Origin of the sequence: Pseudozobellia sp. WGM2, assembly GCF_017810075.1 — a bacterium.
GTDB lineage: Bacteria > Bacteroidota > Bacteroidia > Flavobacteriales > Flavobacteriaceae > JADNYK01.
Genome location: NZ_JADNYK010000005.1, coordinates 161,215 through 186,395, shown reverse-complemented (window position 1 = coordinate 186,395; position 25,181 = coordinate 161,215). Strand labels below are relative to the sequence as shown.

Below are 25,181 nucleotides of genomic sequence, written 5' to 3'. Positions count from 1 at the left end.
AGGGAACACCACAGGTAATCCTCCGGCTCCACAAAATAAGCCACCTTTTCGGGTGGCTTTTTTCGTTTCGCCTACAGGGTTCGAAGGCCAGCGCGCCAACTCACCCCTTCGCTAAAAAGGTCTACAAGACCTTTTTTTTAACGCTCGGGCGTCTCCGGCTCCACAATACTTATGAAACCACAGAATGACTTTGCGGTTTTGAGCAATTAACTGAAGACTACAAAGCAGCGAAGTTTTCAAGTGTAAAGTGTTGATTTACAAAAGATATATAAGTTTCATTATATCCCTTCTCTCAGATTACTACCCGCCATTCTCTTCATAGTGTCAAAAAAGGCTCTATAGAAAGTTTCATCTTTTGCATACAAACGATATAAGTCTAGTTCTTGTCTTCGTTGTTGAGACATCACATCATCTAGAATTTTCTTAAAAGCTAAATCTTTGGTTTGTTCATCTGTATTCTCCACTACTTTCGGTTGAAAGTCTGGGTGTGCTTGTATTGATTTCGTTAAGCCAATAAATTTAACTCTTTGGTCTTCTGGCGTAGCATCCCATCCTTGAAACCATCGTTCGTTAAAAGATTGTATTATCATTTCTAAAGGGTCCTTATCAACATCTTGACCGTGCGCTCCTCTTGGGTTAGGGTTTTGTGGGTCTACAGAACTTTCAGAATCATCTAATCCTATTGATTCGTTCAAACGGACACGTTCTAAGCCGTAAGTAGATAAATCTACAGACTCTAACAGCTCATCAAGCGTATCTATGTCTTGATTTTTAATTGGAAGTTTCGGAATCAGGAATTTAAGAATCCAAAAGAGTTTTTCCCAATCTACTATTTGGTACGGCATTATGGCAGCCATTTGACCGTATATTTTAACGAACTGTTTGGCTTTAATTTTAAAATCTGCCTTGTCGTGATCTTCTAGTTCTAACTCCCGTATAAAGCGTTCTGCTGCACGTTCTGTTAATGGACTTAATTCTTGTGCATCTACTTTATTAAAGAACTTTTCATTAAATTCTTCTACTTCCACCCATTCATAGACACCTACATCATCTAAGACATCTTTTAATTCATGCAATATATTTACATCGGTAGCACCGCTTAACGAGGTTGCAGTATAAAAGGGGTCAAAAGAGTTTTTAATATCATCGGTCGAGTTAAAGAAGTCAAGCACGAATAAATCTTCTGTTTTCTTTCCTAATTTGTTAGCAGACCTATTTAAACGTGATAATGCTTGAACAGCAAGAACACCTTGTAGTTTTTTGTCTACGTACATTGCGCTCAATTTTGGTTGGTCAAAGCCGGTTAGATATTTATTGGCAACTACCAAAATTCTATACTCGTCCTCATCAAATTTGTCTTTGGTATCTTTCTCTGAAAAACCGTTCATTTCTGCTTCGGTATATTCTATACCATCTACCATTTTGGTTCCAGAAAAGGCAATGGCAATTTTAAAAGGATTGCCCTTATCCATTAAAATGCGCTGTAAGGCTTTAAAATATCTTATGGCAGATTCTATACTCTGGGTAATGACCATTGCCTTTGCTTTGCCTTTAAGTTTTTTGGTATTAACAACTTTTGGTATAAAATGGTCTAAGATAATTTCGGCTTTGGTATTTATGGTTTGTTGGTGTTGTTCAACAAACGCACGCAATTTTTTTTGCGCCTTCATATTATCAAAAAGAGGATTTTCTTCAATCGACTTTTCTATTTCGTAATAACTTTTTAAAGTTGTGTAATTTGCAAGAACATCTAGAATAAAACCTTCTTCTATAGCCTGTTTCATGGAGTATAAGTGAAAAGGCTTAAAGCTTCCATCTTCCTGTTGTACTCCAAATTTTTCTAGGGTTATGGGTTTTGGGGTTGCAGTAAATGCTAAATAGGATGCGTTGCCTCGCATTTTGCGAGATTCCATGGCTTTTACAATTTTATCTTGCGCATCCAATTCTTCTTCTTCATTAATTTTTTGCCCCATGGCTGTATTCATACTATCATGAGCTGTACCGCTTTGACTACTATGAGCCTCATCTATAATTACGGCAAAACGTTTATCACTTAAATCAGCTATACCATCAATGATAAACGGAAATTTTTGTATGGTTGTGATGATGATTTTTTTTCCTTCCTCTAAACTGGATCTCAATTCTTTTGAAGAAAAAGCTGGAGCGATAATATTTTTAACTTCTGAAAAATCGGCAATATTTTCTCTTATTTGTTTGTCTAACAAACGTCTGTCGGTAACAACTATAACAGAATCAAATAGCGGTTTTTCCAATCCTCTGTTACCAGGGGTATGCTCACTTTCAGGATATGTTTCAATTAATTGATAGGCTGCCCAAGTAATAGAATTAGACTTTCCTGATCCTGCGGAATGTTGTACTAAATAAGTTTGCCCAACACCTTTTTCACTAGCATCTGCAATAATTTTTCTAACCACATCCATTTGATGATATCTGGGAAAGAATAAGGTTTTACTCTGTAAAGGGTCTTTTTTCTTACCATCTAATCTTACAAAATGCTGTACAATATTTGCTAAGCTTTCTCGGGTAAAGACATTGTTCCATAAATAGTTTGTTCTATGCCCTATTTCTCCTTTACTAACTTCTGGGTTGCCCTTACCATGTTTGTTTCCTTTATTGAATGGTAAGAAAAAGGTGTTTTTGCCATTCAACTTTGTGGTCATATATGCGTCATCGGTATCAACAGCAAAGTGAACAATGCAACGAGCAAAGTTTAGTAAGGGTTGTTTGGTGTCTCGCTTATACATGTATTGGTGTTGTCCATGTACTTTGGCATTTTGACCTGTCCAATGATTTTTAAGTTCCATTGTAACTAGTGGCAAGCCATTAATAAATAATACCAAGTCTATTTCTTCTCTTGGGTTGTCTATACTATACCGTAGTTGGCGAGTAACACTAAAACGATTTTGTTCAAACCTATCTTTGATGGTTTTACTACTACTGGCTAATGGTAGTTGATAAAATAAAGTGAAATTTGCATCATCTACTTGCAAACCTTTTTTCAACAAATGCAGAATACCATATTTCTTTACCAGACGATCATAACGATTAAGAATTTTTAATTTCCAATCATTTTGCTTTTGTAGTTTTTCTAATTCTTCTTTTTGCGTGCTTTGTAAAAAGTCCCAAAAGAATTGCTCGTCAATAGCAAAACGTGAATCAAAATTAGATGGCTGTCCAATATAATATCCTTTACCGGTTTGATAAATAGCAGCATCTTCGTTTACTTCATCTACGCCAACACCTTGAACTTTAAGTTCTTCTAGACAAGTACCGGTTAATATTTTCTCTATGGACGCTTCTAAAGCTTGTTCGTTGGTTTGGCTATGCATCTTTATCAATTTTATTATATGCTTCATTAATTGTTGAAAAACTATCAATATAGGTGTTGTGTTCATCAACCAAATCAAATTCAGCTGTTTCACTATCCAGCTCTATTTTAAAATATGTGCTTATAGTTTTAATTTTAATGTATGGTAAGTCATCTTCATTTTTTACTGAAATATATTCAATTCCTTTTTTCTTATTCTTTATATACCAATCGTAAGTATATAATTCAACGTGATATCCTGAAATTCTTGAACTTCCCAAAATATAATAGCCTTCATTAATTTTACGAAGGCATCTTTTTTTAGCATAATCAAGTAACCTTGGGTTTTGAATTAACTTTACTAAATACTCCTGTTTTAATGTTTTTGTTTCTAATTCAATTATCTCATTTAAGCTTGCAATTATATCTAGCTTATTAAAGAGTGAATGGTTGATTATTTTATTTATAAAATCAAGCTTGTTTTTAAAGAATCGTCTCCAGTTTTCATTTCTATTTCTTAGTGTTCCTGATATATTAGCATAAAACACCAAGTTTCGTCCACTTTGAGTAAAACAATTACCTTGTGTTAATAGAGTTCTAATTAAAAGTAAAGACTTGTCGTTAAGTACTTCTTTTGAGAACAAAGCAGAGACTTTTGAGCTTACATTATCAAAAGATTCAACTAATAACTCTTCTTTTTCCAGTAAGTTAAATATGAAACCAATTTGTCCAAAGAAGTATTTATTGTTCTCAGCTACCAATAAACTGTTTTCCCAATTTGAGTCTGCCTTTATTATTTTAGACTTATATATTTCCTCTTCTACTTGAGTAGTAGTAAAAAAATCTATGTCTTTTGCTTTTAAATCTTGGATTACAGCGTAAACAGAATCGTTATTACCGATAGCATCAATTAACTTATCAATAGCTTGTGATGCTTCAACAAACAATTTCGGACTTTCAATTGGCGTATTATAAATTAAGTTTGCAATAACCCTTAACCATTGATAAAAAGCTTCATCTATTCCGCTTCTTTTATTTATGTAATTTAAAATGGCATAATTTAGAGTTATATCCCACCAGGTCATTTTTTCTACATCATCATTATTAAAGATAAATTTAGAAATGGGTTTGCTTATATATTTAGAAATATATTTAGAAGCGGTACTATCTAAAGTTTTTAATGTTGTTAATTCAAAAACATCGAGAATTTGTAAATAATTATTAATTCTAGAAGCAAAGAAATTAGCGTTGTTGAAGTATGGAATTGGGTTAGATTCTGGATTTCTTAAAACACCTATCTCGGTTTTAATTTCATCAAAATTTAGGTTTGGATTGTTATTGCCAAATGCTTTTAAATAATCTCCAAGAAATAGTGTTTTAAAATAGTTTAAGTATTCAATATCTACCGTTGCCTGTTCAATTGGTTTTCTGTCCCAAAAAATATCGTTCCATTTTATATCGAAATTACTCTTCCAATTATTAATTGTAATATTATCGCTACATTCTTTTATTAACCAAGCTTTAAAATTTTCAAAATTGGTAAGTTTCTTACCTCTTGCATTCATTTTTATATACAACTCATCGGTAAGTTCAAAATCGTCTAAATCGAAAAAGTCGAACGTTATTTTGTTATTTTCAGTTAAAGAAACCCAATAATTATCAAACCTTGATTCTGAACCTTTAAAAACTTTGTCTATTTCATCTATTACAGAAAGCATACTAATAACAGTTGGGTCTTTTATCCAATCTGAATAATAATTTTCGTTATTAGAAATCAATTCACTTGCTAACATTTCCGATTTAGAAAAATCAAATAATGTAGTAGTTATTAATTGGCAAAAATCTTTTGCTCCAACTCTAGTAGCGTATGAAAACTTGTTTAAACTATTTAGTTCATCTTTTAGTTTTAGGTATTGTACCAAATACCAATGCACTAAAAACAAAGTGGTTAATCTTTGCTGACCGTCTAATGGAATAAAAGTAATTTTTACTGCTTCTTCTTTGGTTTGTTCTACTAAATTATAATCAATAGCAACCTCTAATTCTAATGCGTACGATTGTATGGTTTTAAGTAGTGCTTTTATGTTTGTCTTGTTTCTTTCAAAAGCACTTAAATTTTCTTTACCTACTAATTTTCCGTAAATGAAATCGAGATGTAAAAAGCTGTCCTCTTTTTCTAAAGCGTTGAAGATATCTTTTACAATCTTTTCTTTTATTGTGGCAGCTGTTTTTCTGCCATAGGTATAATCTCTTTGTATAATTGGTATTTCAATTCTACATTGCTCTATTATTTTCCAAAACGTATTATAAATTCCTTCTTTCATCTGTTATTTATAATAAGGTTCTAATTGCGTTTCTATAAATAACTTGTAGGCGTTCATATCTTCTTTACCAAAAAATGATTTTAAAGTACTTTCTTTATCTGTTGTATAAATTTTTGAAAACACATTCTTTGTACATATAGGTAAATAGACCAGTTTTTCTTCTCCTTTACTATTTACATATTTACCTTCTTGGTCTAGTTTTAGTAACTCTTCTCTCTTTTCTAAAAAAGGTTTATTACCAATTTTACTGTTTGTATTTACATCTAGTAAGGCTAAATTTGAAATACCGTGTAAACCTAAATCTATGGTAATACTTTCTGTTACATCTTCTATATCTTGAATTTGTTCTTTGCTTAACTTAATATCTTTTAGCGTTTTTGAAGTATCTAATGTTGTTACAAAACTTAGTACTTTATCTAGCAATTCAATTATGGCTTTATTGTCAGTTTTGGTATAGTACTCCTTATTAACCTCTAACCATTCTAAAAGATATTTAACTGTTTTAAAATCTCTAGGATTTTGAGGGTTAATATGCTCTACACTCCAATTCTCGTTTTTGAATAAGTTAAAAGGAAATTTATGAGGACCATTGCTGTTGATGTAATACGTAATATTTAAAAGCAGTAATATATCATTACATTGCTTTTTAAAGTTTTCGTAATGCAGGTTTTCTAAATTATAAATTTCAACCTTTTTGTCATCTTTCTTTTTGGTTTTGGAAAATGCTTTTTTTATTTCATTTTCTAAAGCAATTGCAAAATCTACTTTAGATTTATTCTTGCTTAACTCAATAATAGCAGATAGTTTTTTTAATCCACTTACTATTAAAAAACCTACCAAATGATAAACCTTTTTGTTATCGTACCATTCTAAAAGTTTATTGAAGGTTTTCTTAATAGCCTTCCAGTCTAAATCTTCTTCGTCTTTAAATTTGGTTTCGTAAAGCCTGTACGAATATAAGCTGTCGTGCTTTTTTGAATTACGGTTATTCACCAAATCAATGATAAAATCAATACGTGTTGCTGCATTATTGTATTGCTTATTGTCGCAAATAAAAAACCAAAATAAATCGTCATGTAATTTTGTTTCTATTTGATCCCATTCTGTTGCTAGTTCTGTTGCTTTTAACTTGGCAATTTCTTTAGCGTGTTTGTTTTGGGCTTCGAGAATAAATAATGCTTTTATTAACTCAGAACTTGTTAAGGGTATTTTACCTGCATTAAGATTTAAAAAAACTTGTTCTGGTATCAATTGTAATTGGTTATTGGTGTTTGAGATTACTATATCGTACCAAATAATGTTTACGTTATCTTCTAATTTTTCTAGAAAACCATCTCTGTTAATATCTGGGTTTGTATACCATTTATGAATATGAACATAGACTTGAAACAAATGAAAAATATCTACATTATTATAATCTGGAAATTGATCTATAAAATCTTGCCAAGACACATCTTCTAGAATTACTTGATGTAATATGGCTAATTCAGTTTCTAAAAACTTTTTTGTCGCTGGTCTGGTTTGATAAGAAATACTATAAAAATGTTCTTGCTTTAAATAAAAAAGTAATAAATATATACTTGTAATACGTTGTTGCCCATCTATTAACTCAATGGTTTTATCTTCTTGCGTTTTAACAATTACAGGCTGTAAACAATATTTACCATCAATTTCTTTATGGTCGTTTACGTCGTCTAGTAAAGCCGTAATTTCTTTGTCTGTCCATTTGTAACCACGTTGATAGTCTTTAACTACAAAGCTTTTACTCTGTAAATTATGTACAGGTATAAATAAGTTTTTAGTTTCCTCCATCCCTAACATACCTTCACCTTACCAGTTACCACCCCATTTATTAAACTACTCTTATACTCTCTTAACTTGGCAATTTCTTGCTGTTTTAAGCCAATAGCTTCATCAAGTTTAATAGATGATTTTTCTATATATTCTGAGATTTGACTCTGCTCTTCAATTGAGAAAATAGGAACACTAAAATTGTTTATATCAGATTGGAACAGATGAGGTACCCCCATACCATCTTTTTTCTTATCAATAATTCTTTGACAAGTTTCGCTCTTCAAAAAGTAGTTTAAATATTCTGGTAAAAGATTTACACCATTCATTACACGTAAAACAGCAATAGAAGAATTTACAGTACATTTAAAAGGTAAGTCTCTCACTATATTTGAAATTCCTAATGTTGAACCATCTTTTACTAATAGAACATCACCTTTTTGTAGCATAATTTCAGGTGATTCGTAATATCTTCTTTTAGTAATAAAGTATGCACTATTAAAATCAATATCTCTGGTTTTAATATTTGGTGTTGAAAGAAAACCAAAATTACTTTTGTCAACATATTCAGCCGCCTTTAATCCTTTCCAGCCCAATCGAGCCTTGGTGCGAATAATAAATTTAAATTTAACGCAATTCCAATGCTCAGGAATCTCCCCAATCCACTCCACACCAGAATCTTTCAAGGCGACACTATCGTCTAAACCACGTGTTACAGCTTTGTGTATTAAAATTTGTTTGCGTTCTTTAAGTAAGCTTATTTGTTGCTGTTTAATAGCAATAGCGTCCTCTATTTTGGTGGTTTTATCGTTTAAAAACTGTACTATTTGGGTTTGTTCTGAGGAATTAGGAAATGGCAATTTCATCGACCGTAAATCATCTCTAGAAACTTTTAACCTCAAAGTGTTATATTTCCCATCACCTCTATCAATAGCCATTAATCCTTTTCCAAGACTATACAAAACACCTTGAACTATTTTACTTCTAAACAAATATTCATAAAACTTTGAAGTATCAGAATTATTAAGTTCTCCATAGTATGTATAATAAACAGGACTTACACACCCAAAATAGTCGGAAACACCAACTGCTCCAACAATCATATTCATGCTATTAAACACTAAATCACCTTTTTGAGCTAACTTATATTTGGAAAAGTCATCTTTGAATCTGTCTAAATTTGTAGTCTTTTCAGCATATAGAGTAACACCTTTATCAATAGAAAGGGATAAAATCTCTTTAGTTCTGATAGGCGCATTTTTTTCATTACGTTCTGTTAGAATATGTTTAAAGGATTCAATCTTCCAGTGCTCAGGGATTTCTCCTAACCATTCTATTCCAGAATCTCTATAGCTTTCGTAACGCTCTATTTTTGTTTTTGCTTCTATCATTATACCAAGTTTAAAATCTCAGTAATTAAACCATCACTTTGTTTTTCTAAGTCTAGTATATCTTTAGTAACGTCTTCTATGTTACGTAATGGTGTGTGCTTGTAGAAGTATTTGTTAAAGCTAATTTCGTAACCAATTTTGGTGGCGTCTAGGTTTATCCATGCTTCTGGCACGTGTGGTTGTACTTCGCGTTTAAAGTAACTGTGTATGTTGTCTTTAAGTGGTACGTTTTCAGTGTCTCGTAAGTCACTTTCTGTTTCGTAGGTGATGTACTCTCCCTTCTTTAAAGACCTCTCGCCTCTCGACTGCGCTCGAGGTGACATGCTCGAGGTGACATCGTTACTAAAACCATAATACCCAAAGTCGGGTAAGTCTTTTTCTTCGCAATCTAAATGTGCTAAGAGTTTGGTTAATTTATCTCCAGATAGTTTTTCTACTTTTCTAATCACTTTATCTGCTTCGGCATCATACCAACTTACCGCATTTAAAATGGCTTTTTTATCACTGGCACTTATGCTTAGTTTCTGCTTTTTAATTTCGTCATCAACTAACTTTTTAAACTCGTTAAAGTCATTGTATTCCTCTTCATCAATGGCTTTTAGCAAAATAGTTCCTGCTTTTACTAAGTTTAAATGCTTTTGCCATGTTGCAGGCTTGGTCAGTTTTGTTTTATTAGCAGAAGATAAGTTTAACTCGTTTTTTTCGCACCATTCTAACAAATCTTTTTCGTGTTGCTTGGTGTTGGTGTATATACTTTCTCCAAAGGTTTCAAACGCATATTGCATCGGTTCTTGTAAGACTCTGTCGTAACGAAGTGCTTCAATACGCTCTGCTGTAAATTGTGCTTTTAAACGTTTTGGTCTTTCTATAGTGGCTTTATAATACCCAAAATCCGAATTATCAAAAACTTTTGAAGAAATACCTTGCTCACCTACACGTTCTTCAACACTCATGTTTTTATAAGTATTTACGATTTTAGTAATGTGTTTTGGCGAGAACTCGCAGTTTTTGTTTCCTAAGGCTTTACGTAATTTACGGTAAAGTTGTACTGCATCAATCAATTGTACTTTGCCTTTACGGTTGGCAGCTTTGTTGTTGCTTAAAATCCAGATATACGTCGTAATTCCTGTATTATAAAATAGGTTGTTTGGCAATTGCACAATAGCTTCTAACCAATCGTTTTCTATAATGTGTCTACGGATGTTGCTTTCTCCGCCACCGGCATCGCCCGTAAACAGACTACTGCCATTATGTACCGATGCAATACGGGTTCCTGTTTTGCTTTGCGATAAGGGTTTCATTTTAGAAACCATTTCCATTAAAAACAATAATTGCCCATCAGAAGAACGTGGAGTAGCATCCTGTTCTTCTTCTATTCCCCAGTAATTTTTCAGTTTAATCTGAAAACGTGGGTCAATCACATCTCTACCATCCTTAATGTATTTCTGCTCGCTACTCCAAGACTTTCCGTAAGGAGGGTTAGAGAGCATAAAATCGAACGTAGTGCCTGCAAACTCATCGGTAGATAGGGTAGAGCCAACCCTAATGTTTTCGGGATTGTTGCCCTTGATCATCATATCGGACTTACAAATGGCGTAAGTTTCGTCGTTTATTTCTTTACCGTAGAGGTACACATCTCCTATGGCTCTTATTTCTCCTTCTTCATCTTTAATAAAGTTTTGGCTCTCGGTAAGCATTCCTCCAGACCCGCAAGCTGGATCATAAATAGTCATTACCGGTGGTAAGTTGTCTTTAATGGGGTCGAAGATAATGTGGGTCATTAAATCAATCACCTCACGTGGGGTAAAATGCTCTCCAGCTTCTTCGTTATTTTCTTCGTTGAACTTTCTAATGAGTTCTTCAAATACATACCCCATTCCTAAATTAGAAAGTGCCGGTAGTTTTCTGCCGTTCGGGTCTTCTTTTTCAAAAGGGGTAAGGTTAATTTTTGAAGATGTAAACTTTTCCAAAACATCTAAAAGCACATCTTTATTAGCCATGTGAGCAACCTGACTACGCAGTTTAAATTTTTGAATAATCTCTTTTACATTAGGGCTAAATCCGTTTAAGTAATCTTCAAAATTAGCCTGTAGTATTTGTGTACTATTGGTGGCAGTATCTTTTAATTGTTGAAGTGTCCACTTACTGGTATTGTAAAAAACAAAACCAGAGGCTTGGCGCAACCCTGTCTCGTCCCATTCTGTAAAGCCAGCTTCATCTCTTTGAAAAGCAAGCTCTTCTAAAACGGCTTCTTTTGTGGGTTCAAGCAAGGCATCTAAACGACGCAGTACAATCATTGGTAAAATAACATCTCTATACTTGCCGCGTACATATACGTCTCGTAAACAGTCGTCTGCAATAGACCAAATAAAGGATACTAATTTATTGTGGGATGATTTGTTCATTATTGGAATTCTTTATCTGTTTTGTTAATCAACATTTTCAAAAAACTTAGTAGCGTATTTACAGTAGTCAATAATAAGTTCGCTATCAGTTTCGAATTCTTTTCGTTTACCAAGCCAGTTCCTGCATTTTTCTGTTATCTCTTTACCGGCTTTTAATTCGGAATAGGATATACATTTTATGTGTTTTGGGGTTACCAAAACAAACAAGGCATTTTCAAAAGGATATTTGCCATATTTTTCAATATCAGTTTTAGATAATTTACCGCTCTTACGGTATTTTACCTCAATAAAATGGGCTTGTTTATGTTTGAAAACTACAAAATCGGGCATTTGACGTATGTTTTTAACAACATCGCCGCGCACACCTTTGAGTAAGTCTGTTATACCGGGAATGGAGTTTTCCATTCCGTATTTAAAAACTTGAAAATCTAGGGACATAAAAAGTTGTTCTATAATGGTTTCTGCAATACGGCCTTTAATGACTCCAGAAACCCATGGATTTCCGTTTTTCTTATTATAACATTCGGTACATAAACCATTGTTGAATTTGGTGTATTCACCGCAATCAATACAATCTGGCATTTTTATATTAAAATTTTATGGGATAATATCTACTACCAAAATAATAAAAGCATCTTTAAAACGATGATAATTTCATATTCTTAAATAGTGTTCCAACTGTAACATTGTCAATTCTCAGATAATTAGAGTACTAGCAATTTTGTTTTCATATTATAAGGTTCAGTTTAAAAATCCGGAGCACAGTTTAGATTCTCATTATAGGGCTGTATGTATTTCCAAAATGCTTTCCCAGCACTTGTAATATAATTGTACGAGTAGTTTCTTTCTGTAATGGAACTTACTTGGTAAATGTATTTATTATACGAACTTGTAAACTGTACTACGGCAAAATAATAGGTGTTATAACTATCATCGGTTAAATCATAAAAGGTAACCTGTGAAATGGCATCGCTTCCATAACTAGAATATGTGGTACCGTAACTTTCAGATTCAACCCTATTCAACAAATCAGAACAGGAGGTTTGAGCGTAGAAATTACTTTGGGAGGAGAGTAAAATAAAAAATAGAGTGAGCTTTCTCATGGGTTTATAAATTCAAAGATTACTTTTTCAACACTTGATGCCAAGTCAGCATTTTGGATTTTAAATTTCTTAACTCCCATTTCGTTGAACCAATTGGTCCAATAGGCTCTCATCACATCAATAGCATATGGGTTTTTAGGGTTTAAGCTTTCAATACCGATTACTAATACCTCTAAGTCTCCTAAGCCATCATTTGCTTTTATAAAACCATAACCTTTTTCTGTAAGGGTTTCATTCCAATTTGACTTTGAAAAAGGAAGCTTACCCAGTGATTTTGGAGTTAGATACGAGCTTAAGTTGCCCTCTTTCATTTGGCTATTGTCATGGTACATATAGCCATCGGTAAGTACAACCAGAATATTTCTATGACAATTGCTAATTGTGTAATCCTTTACATTATCCTTGAAAAACCTCCATATATCCGATCCCGGAAAGTCTCTGGGATTTTCAGAATCTGCTAAAGCTAGATTATATATCTCTTTAGGTTGGCTCGCGTATAACTCTTCTGTCTCCGAAATTTTTGCTTTAGGCGAATTTTTATCGAACTCTATATGAAGCTTTTCGGCAACACCATTAATGTTGTTATTCGTAGGTTCAGGGTTAAAATAAAGCTGAATTTTATCTTGTAAGAGTATTAATTTTTTTGTCTTTACATGATTGGTAAACGCCTTAGAAATACTTTTAAGATATTCCGTATCTTTTAGAATAGTCTTTGGTTGGGTAATTCTATCGGAAAGATCTAAAAAAACGCTAATGTTTAGGTTGTTTTCTCTGTTCTCTATAATAAAGTTTGGGCAATTGCCATCGGCGTTGGATTTTGAAATAGTGATAGCTTTCTCAATTTTTTTCTTATCTGAGTTGCAAGAAAATGTTATTAGAGCGAATACAGATAGTAGTATCACTTGTATTTTGCTTTTCATATTATAATGTTTTAGTGTACACTTTGTTTTGGTAGTCATCTGTATCCAAATCCAATTTGGTAATATGGGTATCATAAACCTTTCTGCAAGCATTCAAATAATCTTTCGTTTGCTCGGGTCCCAAAACAATTTCCGAAGTAATGCATTCTTGCCATCCTTGTAAATATTCGGAAGACAATGCCTTATAGTTTCTGATAGGTAATATAAAACCGTCAATGATATCCTCTAATTCTGAGCATCTAATCTTGCTTTCACTTATAACTTTTTCTAATGAAAGAATGGTAGCGTTTTGTTTAGCAATAATGTGAAGTTGATTTTTAATATCATTTTCTAAAGAAGCTATATAGTTTTCGATTTTATCTCTATCTGCATGTTCCTTCATCACAATATCAAAAACCAGTCCCCATATGATATAGGAAACAAATCCTGCAAAAATGATAACCCAGAAACTAGGGCTGGTAAACGCAACAGTAATGGAGAATTCTGGGTCTTCAAAGGTCTTATTTAGGTTGTATAGTTTTTCGTCTATTAAATAGGCTAGAAGTGCATCAAAAATAAACGTGGTTATAAATAGAAGAATTACTTTAAAAACATTACCAATGCTTTGTTTGTGCATAAATATGTGAATCAAATAACCCAAACCAAAAAAGACAAAGGGTATGAACAGAATAAAACCTAGTTCCAAAGCTCCGGCATCATAGGCTTCTTGCAAAGCTTTAGGATAAAACATACCCCCAAACAATTCAGTTGATGGGTCAAAAGTTCTAAAAAAGGCAGAGAAGGATGTAGAAATGTAAAATATGAAGATATAAACGGTTAGAAATAGAAGTAGTACAGATCCAATCCAAAACTTAGACGAGGATCTCCTGTCTACGGGAATGCCAAAATCTTGAGGATTTCTTCTAACGCTAACAATATCGGTTTTTAACTTTTCAACTTTATTTTCCTTTTGATTTAGACGTTCTTTTTCACGTTGCAGTTCTTCATCTTTTGTTAATAAGAGCGTCTTCTTTCCCTTTAATTCCGTAACATAGGGTTGTTTAAGTTTTAATTGCTCAATTTCTTCCTTTTTGCAATTGTTCTCAAATTTATGGTAGATAGCATCTAAACTTGCCTGTAGATTTTCAGACCTACCTTGACATGATTTTGAAGTGGAATATCCATCTGCGTGATACGTTTTTCGCTGTTCCTCAAAAGACGGTTGAGTTAAGTTTAGTTCGGGTGTTTTACTTTGTTTGATTTGAGCAATACTTTTTAGAAGTCCCATTTTTTAATTATTTAGTTCAAGTAGAATTGATTCTTTTGTTTTTCCTTCTTTAGCACTCTCAATTAAATAATTTGTGAGAGGTACTATTTTCTCTTCTAGAAATTCAAATTTTCTACAGTACTTTTTTAAAGCATTGTACTCATCATCGGTAACTTTTTCATCTGCCCAAATCATTAAGGCAAAATCATACAAGTATTCAATTCTCTTTTCTAAAGTTTCAGGAATAGTAATGACACCGGAATGTGAAGTTAAAATTTCATCTAGTTGTTCCCTAGAGATGTTCCGCTCACTTGCAAATTGATATAGCAACCTCAGTTCTAAAGGGCTAAAATCATCATCTGTGAGAGCAATTTGGTAGAGTCTTAAAAAATGGCTTTTAATCTCTTCTGATATGGTTGGTTTTTCCATGTTTACATATTTGGTTTTAGAATTTTCTATCTCTACCATAAGATTTGGTAGTTTTCTTACGGGTGTATGGTATGAAGCGTTTGTTATTTTTAATTGTAAATGATTGTATGATGAATAGTAGGGCGGTAAGTATATCTATAGGAATCCAAATTACTTTTTGATAGAGATAAACGGGAAATATGGGATTAAATAGATAGCCTATAAGAGCAAAACAAAGTATCTTAAAAGGGTCCTTATAAAGTTGACTTCCTATCACAATTGCGCCAAGAAAGACCAAAATTCTTAGAAACCTATAATATGAACTTCCTATTGAGAATGTAGCAATCAACAATACTATTGCACATAGGATAGATATGTAACTATTTATATCTTTCTTAAAAACATATTTCATCAGTAAGGTAATTTTGGTTTGATATATCCAAACCTATTACAATTCTATTGACCTACTTTACAGAATCCCGTAATGAACAAAATCTATTTATGTTAATTTCGTTTCGAAATACCATCTTATGCTCAAACCATTCCTTTTATATCTATATATTTTTTTAAGTTTTAGCCTTTTCTCCCAAGAAAAAATCACCCTCATCTCATGGAACATTCAAGATTTTGGACAAAGCAAAAACTCTGATGAACTAGAAGAAATCGCCAATATCTTACGTAATGCAGACATTGTGGCCATACAAGAGGTGGTAGCGGGCTATGGTGGAGCTCAGGCCGTGGCCAAGCTTAGCGACATTTTAAACAGAATGGGCAGCAAATGGGATTATGTAATCAGCAGCCCTACCAACAGCCCCAAATTTGCGGCCGAACGCTATGCTATCATCTGGAAGACCAAACAAATCAAAATCAAAAATAGGGGCGCCTTGGTATCCGCCCTTGAAAAAATGGTGGACAGAGAGCCCTTTTATCTTAATTTTTATGTGGATGACCAAAAATTTTCGGTACTTAATTTTCACTCGAGGCCACATAATAAAAACCCAGAGGATGAAATAAAGGCGATTACCCACTATTTAAATACTTCAACTATAGAACGTCCCTTGATTTTGGCCGGTGATTTTAATGTGGATGAAAAAGAAGCTGTTTTTAATGGACTAAAAGATGTGGGTTTTAAAGCATCGGTCAGTAATAAAAAAACCACTTTAAAAAAGTCTTGTGGCCAAGGTTATCTCTCCCATGCCATTGATAATATTTTTTATTCAGATAAAATAGCATTTCTAAAAAGTGGTACTATCGATTATGTGGGTTCTTGTGAAAACTTGGCAAAGGCTCGAAAATTATCAGACCATCTACCTGTATTTTTAGAATTTGAACTAAAATAAAACGGGCTGTGCATTTTACACAGCCCGTTTTAACTTTAACCTTCTGGGGGTGGTGGCGGTGGATCGCCATCATCACCTTCAGTTGGATGATTACTGTATAACTGATCCGTTTCTGAAACGGTATCGTCCGTACAAGAAAACAAAATTATGTTAAAAACTATGGCCGTAAGGGCTAAAAATATACGCTTCATTTTACCTAATTTTTTGGACATACCGGTGGCTGTCCGAATTATTACTCAGTTCGGCGATTTTAAATCGCGGTTAAAAATGAAGGGACGTCTCCCTAAGATGAGAAGAGAAAAAACCCGCATACAGTCGTTAGAAGCTTACTTCTCAATCAGCGTTTACACTGACCGTATTGCGGATTTTTAACTTGAATGATTTTCTAGAGAGCTAGGCTAGCAAGGCATAGCGGAATCATTCTGCGACAAAGGAAAACAGAGTAGATTTTGATTAGTGGAGAAACGATGGAAAAGAATTTCCGGAAAAAAAATTCCATGGAACTTCCATAATAATTAGTTTTAATGAACAAACCAACTACCTATGTCTCAAGAACTTTTAAAGCTAGCTTTCGAGAAAGCGCGGAAAGAAATTGGCTCAAAAAAAAAGACTCATCTCGCGCGACATCTATCCGATTTATTTCTAGAAAATTATAAGTACCCAATTAATGAGCGAACTTTAAGAGACTACTATAATAAATTAGAGAACAACGATTTTGGAAAGCAAGATGATTTAAAGCCAAAACTGGTTGAGTGCCTGTGTCTATATTTAGGATATAACAACTATGCGGAATTTGTGGGCGATAACCAAAATAAACCCAAATCTGCAGTTGGTAAATTAGGAGGCAAAACGATTAATCAAACAAAACGCAGTAATAGTTTTAAGCCCAAAGCTTTAATGTTTTTAGGTATAGGTGCTGTTTTAATTGTAGCTATTATTGTTTGGAGCAGTACCAAAGAAAATGATACTTCTGAAATACATTTAGAATGTATGACCTGGGCAGATTCCTTATACATTAAATATCCCTGTAACAAAAGACCATATTCCGAAGAAGGAAATAAGATTGTACCTTTTAATGAGCACCTTTACAACAATATGAATAAGGTCACTGTAAGTGCTTCTTACAACTTTTTCAATCAAAAAGAGCAGCCCTTAGTCTGGTATTATAAATTAGATGACAGCCAAGTAGAATTTTATACATCCCCAGGATTGCACCCAGTCCATGGGAAAACCCTAAAAGCGGTTACCAAATATATCATTGAAAAATATGTACCGGTTCATCAACCCAGTAAGAATTCGTTTGCGGAGTAAATCACCCTCCAAATCTTACCATTAAAAAATCGGGTTCAGCCCTGAACCAATCACAATTTGGTAGACCAACGAATCTTTCAACCTCACCCGTGCTTCACCATTGAAAATCACGCTCTTCAAACTATTTTGCTTTCAAGCTGTTTTGGGCAAGAACCTATCATCACACTCATTTACAGCATCTTAAAACACCCCATCCATACAACAATTCCGGTAACACATACAAAAGTTGTTAAACCAACCCTTTTTTGTATTTACATTCATGCCAATCTTCCCCTTTCCGGTTTCATTTAATTTTTGATGAAGCTTAGGTTTCATTGGTTAAATTATTTTAAAATGTACGCGAAGCTTCACAAGACTATCAGGTTGGGGGTTTTTCTCCTTTTCATCATACCCCTACTACAATCTTGCTATACCACCCGTTTCGTCAGCACGCATGGTGTGCCTATGCCCCCTGAAACGATGCAGGGCCAAGATTGGTATCGCGATAAGATGTACGGTGAATATACCGCTGTGGTCAAAACTTCGGTGCTTACAGATGGTATGATGATCAATGTGCCTAAAGACAAATGTGAATCTGGAAAACTGTTTTCGGTTGAATTTAAAGACACCTTTGGGGGCAACCTTTTGTACTTGGTGACTTTTGGAAGCCGTCGAAAAGTGAAGATCAAATATGTATGTATGATTCCTGAAATGTAAAGCCATGGCCAAGACAAGTGAATTATTAATAGGAAAATGGGATACACTGCACGAGAACGGGGTATTCGACGTCAAACGGCAATACATTACCCGTCACGAACCTAAGGCCACTATGCCCAGTAGGCTGATGCGCTATAATGATGGCGCTGAAGAAATTCAACGACTCATCAAAAAATGCGAAACCGATAACGAGGGTTTTCGTGCCTATGGCTCTCGATGGTCTATGTCTAACATCGCGCACCAGGCGGATAATATGCATCAAAACAATTTGATGTACCTAGACCTTGAAATAGAGGAAGGTGATATGCACCCCGATTCTGAATATGAGCATGAGAATATCTTCTTTTTTGAATGTGGAAGTACCATAAAACAAATTTCACAAAAACTGAACGAGTACGGTAAATCTTTAAAGACCACAGGTGCCAGTAACGGGCAGACCATTGCCGGATGCATTTCAACAGGCGTACATGGGTCCGCCTTTGATACGGGTGCGGTACAGGATTATGTAGTCGGACTAAACATTATTACGGGACCGAACGCCTCGGATAATGTCTACCTAGAACGGCACACCAAACCTGGCTTGAACGATGCCTTTGCACACGGCATAAACGCGCGGGTGATTCGAAACGACGAATTGTTCAACGCCGCTTTGGTCGGTTTGGGCAGTTTCGGATTTATTCACGGAGTAGCCTTAGAGGCGGAAGACCTTTTCTTGTTGGATAGGTATGTGAGAAGAATTGATAAAAACTTGGCCCTGTCTCTATCTAAAACTTTGGATTTTACGAATTCGGAATTTAAAATTGACAGTGAAGTAGACGAAAACGGAAGGCCCAGCCGACCGTATCATTACAAAGTCTTTATTAACCCTTATGTAGACGAAAACCAATATGTGATCGAGGCCATGTACAAGAAAAAGTATACCCTAGCCTACCCTGACCCTTTCACTAAAATTGAAAAATCGATTTACAAAGACCTGATTTATTTGCTGATCAAGTTCAGTGAGAAATTCCCGAAAAGTATTCCGTGGTTTATAAAGAGTCTACAGAAAAGTATTCTACCGGAAATTACCAAAGATGAAGAGAAAATTACCGCGACGCTCTATGAAACTTTTTTTGACGCCGGTTACAAAGGTCCTGCCTTTGCCTGCTCTATGGGTGTTGCCATTGAAGATTCTGAAAGAGCATTGAACGCTTTGGTAAAAATGACAAAGGCCCACCCCATACCCGGTATTTTCGCCATGCGCTACGTGAACAGAACTGAGGCAACTTTAGGCTTTACCAAATTTCATAAAACTTGTGTTATCGAAATTGATGGTATTCAATGGGAAAAATCGAAGAAAATTCCCAGTTTAGAAGAATACAGTCGATTTATGATTGAAGCTATGCAGTCCGAAAACATTCCGTTTACGGTACATTGGGGCAAAAGTATGGATTATGCCTTTCCCGATTTAGCCAACCACATGTATGGCAACAATGTAGACCGATGGACGAAATGTAGAAGCTGGTTGCTTTCCGAAAAAATGGCCCAAATATTTTCCAACGACTTTATTAAGACCCTTGGGCTTGAAAAATACCTAAATGTACCTACGGACCTAATAGAATCTTTGGACCGTAACGGCCAACCAAGTAACCCGATTGTTTAAACTCAGGTACTGATTAGAATCATTGGCACTGCCAAAAAAGTGATTGTTTAGGACCTAAGACTGGTTGACCCCATGATTACACGTGCAAACCTATCCTAAAAATTTTAAGGTTGTAACACACTGATTACCAACCATACACATACAGCTACCATTCGTACAAAAGTACTGGAATTTATTAGCACATATAGTAATTTAAGGTTTTACTTACATTCCTCCGCACATATTTATCTAAAAAATATCATTGTTGTTTTTTAGAAGGAACCAAACCTTATCTATTAAGGACGCCGGTTTTGATTTCCCCTTTGGCAAAACCAGAACAAACGAGAGCAATTCTTACTAATCTAACAAGTAATGGCAACCACCCCTAGAAAAAGCTCCCCGGGCCGCATACCTTTTACCGCCCACAAACGCCTGTTTACAATGCTTACCATTGGCCTGATCATTGCCGCTACCTTGGGCGGACTTTATTACCTGCATTACAAAAGCAACCAGCGCTATTTTGAAGAAAGCCGCCTGCGCAGTTTGGATGCCAGTTATAACATCATTCAAAAACAACTGGACAATAAATTACAGGAATATAGTGCTAAGCAAGAAGAAGATGATGATGATGCAAGAGCAGCGGAGGAAAAAGTTAAAAACTGCATTGAGTTAAATAATTTTATAGAGGAAAAGAGCAGCGAAATTGCTGAGAAAGTAAAAAATTTGCTTACGAAAAATGACGAGAACACCATTAAATCATATACCGAGAACTTAGCTAACAATTTCAAAGCGAGAAAATCTCCAGAGGAAATATTTAACAATCTAATGGAAGACATTAGAAAGGATAACTCTAGTCAAAATTTAACAGATACTGATTATATCCAAATTGAAGAGAGTATTACAAACACATACAATACTTATTACCAAATCGAATTAGACCTTAACAAGCAAAGCAAACTCTGGAATCATTTGGATTCTTTACCCATATCCGACTTCTCCCCTTTATTTAACAGGGAATTTGATGATTTTGTGGTGCTTATAAAAGATGCTGAAATGGGCTCTATACGAGCTATAGATGAAGTCATCCAAAAGGCATCTCTAAAAGGAAAAATATCCCTCCCGAATACCCTAGAAAATTCCTCCTCGCTGAAAATGGTAATGGGGGTTTCCATGGGATTTCCAAAAGAGGAGGAAAAATACCAACTCTTTGCTCGTAATTACTCTTATAAAAACAATCTTAACAAGTATATTGATTATGAGTTTACCCTAATTGGCCTGGTAGATTCCTCTCGCTATAATAAGGCCATAAAGCAATTAGATCCATGGATTATCACTTTACTTACTCTTTTTGTTTTGTTATTACTATTTGGTCTCCCCTATTTTAAAATGCTGTTCATTGCCGAAGATGAGCGTGTATATAGCAAAGATGTCATTATTTCCGGTATCTCAATCATCGTCGGGGCACCCATTCTCATGATTGTTTTCCTTTCGCTAATGGTGTACTATTATGATTACAATTTAAAAATCCCTCATCAACTTGAAGAAATAAACCATCATTTCAAGAAGGCTTTTATAAAAGAAAACAAGGAAATTATACAAGCGCTCGATGACATAGACTTGACCAAAGAAAATCAACAGTATAAACATTCGTCTGGTGATAAAAAGCGGGAGACCCCCGTCCTTTTTATAAAACCGAATGAGCCGCAATATCGGCAAGAACTGAAATACGTAATCAAAACAGCCCCAAAAAAGAAGCCAGAGGATGATGATCAAACAAAGAGAAGTGAAGAGGGCCATGTCTTCTTCCATATGATGTTTATAGATGTACCCAAAAATCGTCCGCAAAAAATAAATAACCTTTCAGAAAGGCCTTATTACAAAGCCTTTAAAGACCCTACCAACCATTGGTACAGTCAACCAAAAGATTCCATTATCGCTTATGTTATGCGTCCCGTAGTCTCTATTGATGATCAGTCCGAAGAAGCTATGTACGTTTTGGAAGACAAAAAACAGGCAGGCTTACCCGGGTATAAAATTGGAGGTGCCCAATTGAAATCGCTCCACGGGGCCATTCTACCGATAGGTTTTCAATTTGCCGTATTGGACGATCAAGGGGAGGTTCAGTTTCACTCCGAAAAAGGAAGAGCCACCCTGGAAAATTTTTGGGAGGTAAGCCGTTCCAATGGCAACCTGCAAGCGGCCATATCTTCAAGGGTTATGGCATCAGGTCTTATAGACTACCACGAGCAAGCAAACCTTTACCATATTAGCCCTATTGCAGGCACCAATTTAAGTATGGTCACCCTGTATGATATTAGTCTGTTGAGAACCCGTGTTGCAGAAGCACTCAGCCTTTCTTACATGGCTTTAATCATTGCATTTATTTTATTACTGACCATTACTTTTCTTTCCTTGGTAATTAGAAATCCCAAACTGGGGCTGTATAAGTACGAGCGTTTTCATTTTGAATTTTTAACCCCAAAGAAGAGGTGTAAGAATACCTATATGTGGCTATCCATATTACTATTGATTCTAGCATTTTTAAGCGTAGTTATATGCTCTTTTCTAGAACCGGTCAACGCATACCTGTTTTGCCTCTTGGCTACCCTTTACTCCTACCTTATTGTTTTTTATTCCTTACAAAGAAAAAAACAATCTAAAAGGATAAAATTTAAGGTACGCAATCTATTAATGGGGCTTTCCATCATCTTCATCAACTTTTTTATGTATGAGGCAAGCAGCAATAAGCCCCTATTCTTTATTGCAATGGCCATAGCCCAATGCATTTGCCTGACCGCCCTATTTTTTTCGATCAAAAATGGGCAAGGATTATACAATCCGGTAAAAAGGAAACAGATTGCCTATAAATTATGGATTAGTTTCAAAAAGAAGTTTGCCACTAATATGAGAGTAATCCGTTTAAAAAAGAAGCTGTTTACCAATAAACTATGGATCCGTTTAAAAAAGATACTGTCTAACAATAAGAAACAGTCTAACAAAAACACAGGGTTTCCTTTAAATATGAATTACAAATACGGGTATGCCCTTTTCCTTTTCTGTTGGCTGTTATTGGCCGGTATAGCGCCATCTTTTACAATTTTTCACAATTCATGGGATTTTTGCAATAAAATAGCTTTGCGGACGGACGAATTATTTATGACCCAAGCATATTTGAATAAGAAAACCAGATTAAAAAAAAATCTCCCGCAATTTGATGTAAACAAGAAGTTAACCAATGATTCTCTTTGGAGCGTACCAGCCAAGTACAATGGTGCGTTTGGCAGGTTTAAAAACAACTATGAAGACCATTTAAAAATAGGACAATACCACCAAAAAATAGCCGTGGAGCATTATGAAGGTAAACCTCCTCCTTCATCTAAGGACCATCCCTTTCTGGACAAAATGCAATGGAAGGCACGCCCATTTTACGATGCCCGATTAACGCCCGTCCAGGGAATGGTATACCCCTACGCCAATGACATGTCTTGGACAATTGACCAAGATCATAAGGATCTCTATTTAAAAAGACCCAATAATAATAAGCAGACGGACCAATTATTTTTGGCCCAAGAAAATTTGAAGAAAGAAACTAACATAAAAGCAGATTATCCACAATTTTATAAAAAAAATTATTTCTCCAATGGTTTTATTTGGGACCTAAGAACCATTTACAAAAGTGCATTTAGCAGATTTAAAAACAACTTTGAAGACCATTTAAAAATAGGTCAATACCATCCAAAATTTACTATAGAACAATTTATTGGCGATTCTCCTCCCCCAATGGAGGGCCATCCCTTTCTGGACAAAATACTATGGAAGGCACGCCCCATTTTCGATTCCCGATTAAAGCCCTTCCAGGGCATGGTATACCCTACCGCCAATGACGATTCTTGGATTGTTGACCTAGACCATAAAGACCTTTATTTAAAAACACCCATCAAAAATAAATGGATAAGAAGTATTAAAATTTCAGAAGAAAAAGAACACGAAAAAGGCCTATTTCTATCCCTCTATTTTATAGGGTTTGTGCTTATTTTGGCTGGTTTGTTCTCCCTTATCCTTTTTTTCACCGATCGCTTCTTCGGTTTTAGGTTTAGCCATTTGGAGGCAAGTAATTTTGACACTGATAAGAAGAACGGATATGAAAAGAAGTTCGGAAATATTTTAAAAGAAGAAAATTCCAATGGAGGACTTCTTTTGGTAGGTCCTCCTTTTAGTGGCAAATATGACTTTGCAAAAAAAATATTTAAGGAGGCAAAATATACCAAGGTGGTTACCCTGTCCATGCTTCAGCTAGAGAATACGGTTACCGATTTGGAAATTACCGATATTCTAAAACACCTGTTGGAAGACCAAGAAAAAGATATTTTTGATTGGAAAGAGCAGGAAGGTTTTATTATAAAGCATTTGGAGCACAACATCAAATCTTTCAGTTCCAATCACCTTAAGTTAAGGGTCCTGCTTTTTTTAATATCGCACCACAAACGTATTATTTTAATATCCGAGGTCTATCCCACCCAAATTTTTTCCATGTATGAAAATCCGGCAGCAGATATCAATCTTCCTTGGGGCAGTATAGAAGACGACTTTAATTCGTGGAGAAATATCTTAAGTGCCTTCCCACAAATTTTGATTGGCATAACGAAGGACAAATCCACCCTAAAATTAAGGCTGAGCTCTCGCGAAGAATCTATCGAACTAAACAGTTGGGACGAAGAAATGTTATATGATGAATTGGGCTACAGTAAGTTTCTTCCCACTTTGGCACCCATTGTTGCCACTAGGGCAAAAGACAAGCTTAAAACCAATCATATACGACCCACTTTGGACCACCAAAGAATGATTATGCACACCCAAAACTTAGCGCACGGTTACTACAACGATATTTGGAACAGCCTCCCTACTAGGGAGCGCTATTTGTTATACGATCTGGCCAAGGATGGTTTTATGAATATTAAAAACCGAAACAGCCTTTTCTCCCTCATGAAAAAAGGATTAATCATTTGGGACGATCGACCACGTATTTTCAATGAAAGTTTTAAAAACTTCGTTACCACCTCGGTTTCCTTGAACGAAGCCCTTCGCTTAGAAAGCAAAAACCGAGGAAGCAGCAGTTGGGCCAGTGTACGAATCTTAATATACATTGTAATTATAGTGGTTATTTCTGTGATTGCCCTAGGCAACCAAGAATTGATGGCCAACTTCAAGACTGTGATTGCAGCCTTGGGCGCCTTGGGTGCCATTATACCAACTTTAAGCAAAATGATGGCCTCAGGTGCAAGCAAGCCATAATTGTT

At 35.0% G+C, this 25,181-nt stretch carries 17 protein-coding genes; 5 read left to right on the top strand and 12 right to left on the bottom strand.

Annotated elements, in window-relative coordinates; translation table 11 throughout:
• Positions 1-278: 278 nt before the first annotated feature.
• From IV512_RS13450 to IV512_RS20060, 11 genes are all read right to left on the bottom strand, one after another.
• Positions 279-3,350 (bottom strand): type I restriction endonuclease subunit R, encoded by a 3,072-nt coding sequence (locus IV512_RS13450; protein WP_209404206.1) that lies wholly within the window; start codon positions 3,348-3,350, stop codon positions 279-281.
• Positions 3,343-5,652, bottom strand: a complete 2,310-nt coding sequence (locus IV512_RS13445; RefSeq protein ID WP_209404204.1) for a DUF262 domain-containing protein — start codon at positions 5,650-5,652, stop codon at positions 3,343-3,345. The genes IV512_RS13450 and IV512_RS13445 overlap by 8 nt, the downstream gene beginning before the upstream one ends.
• Positions 5,653-5,655: 3 nt before the next feature.
• Positions 5,656-7,464: a DUF262 domain-containing protein gene (locus IV512_RS13440; protein ID WP_209404202.1), complete on the bottom strand. Its 1,809-nt coding sequence runs from the start codon at positions 7,462-7,464 to the stop codon at positions 5,656-5,658.
• Between the two features lie 2 nt (positions 7,465-7,466).
• A complete protein-coding gene (locus IV512_RS13435; protein ID WP_209404200.1) occupies positions 7,467-8,834 on the bottom strand; it encodes a restriction endonuclease subunit S in 1,368 nt (455 codons plus the stop codon).
• Complete coding sequence (locus IV512_RS13430) at positions 8,834-11,239, bottom strand: class I SAM-dependent DNA methyltransferase (protein ID WP_209404198.1); 2,406 nt, start codon at positions 11,237-11,239, stop codon at positions 8,834-8,836. Before IV512_RS13430 ends, IV512_RS13435 begins: the two co-directional genes overlap by 1 nt.
• Before the next feature lie 24 nt (positions 11,240-11,263).
• Entirely contained in the window at positions 11,264-11,821 is a 558-nt protein-coding gene (locus tag IV512_RS13425; RefSeq protein ID WP_209404196.1) for a hypothetical protein, read from the bottom strand.
• A 164-nt stretch (positions 11,822-11,985) separates the two neighbouring features.
• Entirely contained in the window at positions 11,986-12,342 is a 357-nt protein-coding gene (locus IV512_RS13420; RefSeq protein ID WP_209404194.1) for a hypothetical protein, read from the bottom strand.
• Entirely contained in the window at positions 12,339-13,262 is a 924-nt protein-coding gene (locus IV512_RS13415) for a hypothetical protein (RefSeq protein WP_209404192.1), read from the bottom strand. Before IV512_RS13415 ends, IV512_RS13420 begins: the two co-directional genes overlap by 4 nt.
• 1 nt (position 13,263) lies before the next feature.
• Entirely contained in the window at positions 13,264-14,529 is a 1,266-nt protein-coding gene (locus IV512_RS13410) for a beta-carotene 15,15'-monooxygenase (protein ID WP_209404191.1), read from the bottom strand.
• 3 nt (positions 14,530-14,532) lie between these two features.
• Entirely contained in the window at positions 14,533-14,976 is a 444-nt protein-coding gene (locus IV512_RS13405; protein ID WP_245224820.1) for a hypothetical protein, read from the bottom strand.
• On the bottom strand, positions 14,954-15,328 hold the full coding sequence (locus tag IV512_RS20060; RefSeq protein WP_371743297.1) for a DUF6804 family protein: 375 nt from the start codon (positions 15,326-15,328) through the stop codon (positions 14,954-14,956). Before IV512_RS20060 ends, IV512_RS13405 begins: the two co-directional genes overlap by 23 nt.
• A gap of 118 nt (positions 15,329-15,446) precedes the next feature.
• Between IV512_RS20060 and IV512_RS13400 the strand changes: the two genes are divergently transcribed.
• Entirely contained in the window at positions 15,447-16,256 is an 810-nt protein-coding gene (locus IV512_RS13400) for an endonuclease/exonuclease/phosphatase family protein (RefSeq protein ID WP_209404189.1), read from the top strand.
• 35 nt (positions 16,257-16,291) lie between these two features.
• Here the strand turns inward: IV512_RS13400 and IV512_RS13395 are convergent, their stop codons facing one another.
• Positions 16,292-16,447, bottom strand: coding sequence for a hypothetical protein (locus IV512_RS13395; protein WP_209404187.1), 156 nt, complete (start codon positions 16,445-16,447; stop codon positions 16,292-16,294).
• Positions 16,448-16,799: 352 nt separating this feature from the next.
• Here IV512_RS13395 and IV512_RS13390 point away from each other — a divergent pair, with 352 nt between their 5' ends.
• The 4 genes from IV512_RS13390 (at position 16,800) to IV512_RS13375 (ending at position 25,176) form a co-directional block, all read left to right on the top strand.
• Positions 16,800-17,567: a hypothetical protein gene (locus IV512_RS13390; protein ID WP_209404185.1), complete on the top strand. Its 768-nt coding sequence runs from the start codon at positions 16,800-16,802 to the stop codon at positions 17,565-17,567.
• 333 nt (positions 17,568-17,900) lie between these two features.
• Positions 17,901-18,263, top strand: a complete 363-nt coding sequence (locus tag IV512_RS13385) for a hypothetical protein (RefSeq protein ID WP_209404183.1) — start codon at positions 17,901-17,903, stop codon at positions 18,261-18,263.
• Positions 18,264-18,267: 4 nt separating this feature from the next.
• Positions 18,268-19,905 (top strand): FAD-binding protein, encoded by a 1,638-nt coding sequence (locus IV512_RS13380; protein WP_209404181.1) that lies wholly within the window; start codon positions 18,268-18,270, stop codon positions 19,903-19,905.
• A 351-nt stretch (positions 19,906-20,256) separates the two neighbouring features.
• Entirely contained in the window at positions 20,257-25,176 is a 4,920-nt protein-coding gene (locus tag IV512_RS13375) for a hypothetical protein (protein ID WP_209404179.1), read from the top strand.
• Positions 25,177-25,181: the final 5 nt, after the last annotated feature.